Below are 2,408 nucleotides of genomic sequence, written 5' to 3' on the forward strand. Positions count from 1 at the left end.
GTCACCGGCCGGCTGCGCGAGACCGACCCGACGTGGTCCCCGTCGCTCGACCCGGCCGCCGTGGCCGCCGCCCGCACGCTGCAGGAGCGGTCAGAGCCCGGAGCCGGGCGCCGCGTCGTCCACCTGCTGAAGATCGCCCTGCCCCACCGGCAGTCCGGCTACTCCGTGCGCACCCGCTACAACCTCGCCGCCCAGACCGACGCGGGCATGGAGCCGGTCGCGATCACGGCGCTCGACTTCCCGGGCGGCGACGCACCCGACGTCGAGATGGTCCACGGGGTGCGCCACCGTCACCTGCTGCGCGACCACGTCCCCGGCACCGAGCGCGTCGACAGCTATCTCGACGCCTATGCCAGCGCCCTGCTGCCCGCCGTCGCCGAGGAGGCCCCCGACCTGCTCCACGTGCACTCGGGTGGCCGCGGCTACGAGGCCGCACTCGTCGGGCGGGCCGTCGCCGAGGCCCTCGACATCCCGTGGGTCTACGAGGTCCGCGGCTTCTTCGAGGCGATCTGGAGCCAGGACCTCGACCGGGCCGAGTCGGCCGAGACCTATCGCCGGCGCCGCGACACCGACACCCGCTGCATGCTCGCCGCCGACGCCGTCATCACCCTCAGCGAGTCGATGCGCTCCGACATCATCAGCCGCGGCGTGCCCGGCGACCGCGTCCACGTCGTGCCGAATGGCGTTGACGCGCAGGCCTTCTCACCCCGCCCCCGGCGAGATGACCTCATCGACCAGTACGGCCTGCGCGACCGCTTCGTCTTCGGCTACGTCTCCAACCTCGACCACTACCGCGAGGGTCAGGAGCTGCTCGTCGACGCCGCCGTCGCCCTGCGCGAGCGTGGCATCGACGCCGTCGCGCTCGTCGTCGGCGACGGCACCCGCCGCGCCGAGCTCGAGGCACACGCCGCCGCGGTCGACGCCGGTGACGCCGTCGTCTTCACCGGCCGGGTCCCCCACGACGAGGTCCTCGACCACTACGCCCTCATCGACGTCTTCGTCGTGCCCCGGGTCGACGAGCAGGCGGCCCGGCTCGTCACGCCGCTCAAGCCCTTCGAGGCGATGGCCACCGGGCTGCCCGTGCTCGTCTCCGACCTGCCGGCCCTCACCGAGATCACCGGCGAGGGCGCGTGGGGCGAGTCCTTCGCCGCCGGGGACGCCGACGCGCTGACCGATGCGCTCGCCCGCCTGGCCGGTGACCCGGAGCGTCGCACGGAGCTCGCCGCCGCCGGCCGTGCCTGGGTCGAGGCCGAGCGCTCCTGGGCCGCCAACGGCCCGCGCTACGCGCGGGTCTACGAGCAGGTGCTCGGCGCCCGGGAGTGACCGAGGGGGTCGAGCCGGGCTGCAGGCGCAGCCACGTCCAGCCGCAGCCCGACGCCGCTCAGACCTCGACCTGCTCCCGCGGGTCGCCGTAGAAGACCACCCGGCTCGAGGCATTCATGAAGGACGCGTCCTCGAGGGTCCACGTGTGGGCGTGCCGGTCGGTGCCCCGGATGCTCACGAAGTTGAACCGGTCGGCCGAGTAGGTCCGCACCCCCGCAGCCTGCGCGCGGTTGAGCAGGTCGGTGTCGACCGCCCGCGGCAGGTCGGAAAATCGCAGCCCCCGCGCCACCTCACCACGCATGAGGATCGAGCCGCCCTGCACGAGCCGCTCGTAGCGGTGCTCGCTCTTGGGGAAGCGCAGGATCACGGCGCCGGTGCTGCGCAGCCACGTGTAGTGCGCCCACTTGCCCGCGATCCCCGCCCCGGAGTAGTCGACGGCGTCGACGAGGTCGAGCAGGTAGTGGCGACCGTAGAAGTTGTCGTCGTCGATCTTCGCCACGTGCGCGCCGTCGCTGGCGTCGATGCCGAGGTTGAGGCAGGCGCCGAGCGTGAGCGAGGCGTCGGCGGGCACGACGACGAGCTGGTCGATGCCTCGCTCGCGGAAGCGCGCCTCCACCTCGGCGACGTCGACGTCGAGCCCGTGGAGGACGAGGACGACCTGCAGCTCGCCGCTCTCGCGCAGCGACTGCCGGGCCATGTTGTCGGCGACGGTGTCGAGCTCGTGGGCCCGGTTGGTCGAGATGACCGCGCTCACGCTCCGGTCGAAGGGAGCGCCCGTCGCCTCCCGCAGGTCGCGGGAGCGTCCGACGAGGGCCTCGAGGTCGGCGGCCCGGTGGGCGAAGGTGTGCCCGCCCCGCACGACGCGGGCGGCCGGCAGGGCGACCCGCTCGACGAGCTCGTCCTGCCACAGGTGGGCGCGCACCTGCAGCGCCAGCTGGGTGTCGTCCTCGACGCGGCAGGCACGGTCGGCCAGCTCGTCGGGCAGCCGCTCGATCGTGGGGCCGGTGCCGACGAGGGCCCGTGCCGGCGGCGGCGGCCTCGAGGGCGAGCCAGGGGGTCAGGGGTCGATCGGCGACGAGGGCGGT

At 74.0% G+C, this 2,408-nt stretch carries 2 protein-coding genes; one reads left to right on the plus strand and one right to left on the minus strand.

The annotated features are described in order from the left end of the window. A partial coding sequence (locus AC2W7J_RS17505) for a glycosyltransferase family 4 protein (RefSeq protein ID WP_485983980.1) occupies positions 1-1,323 on the plus strand: 1,323 nt, incomplete at its 5' end. A 58-nt stretch (positions 1,324-1,381) separates the two neighbouring features. Here AC2W7J_RS17505 and AC2W7J_RS17510 read toward each other — a convergent pair. Next, the gene (locus AC2W7J_RS17510; RefSeq protein WP_485983982.1) at positions 1,382-2,245 is read right to left on the minus strand and encodes a glycosyltransferase family 2 protein; all 864 of its coding nucleotides are present in this window, start codon (positions 2,243-2,245) and stop codon (positions 1,382-1,384) included. Between the last annotated feature and the right edge of the window lie 163 nt (positions 2,246-2,408).

The sequence above is a fragment of the Janibacter sp. CFPM2_SD2 genome (genome assembly GCF_057364645.1).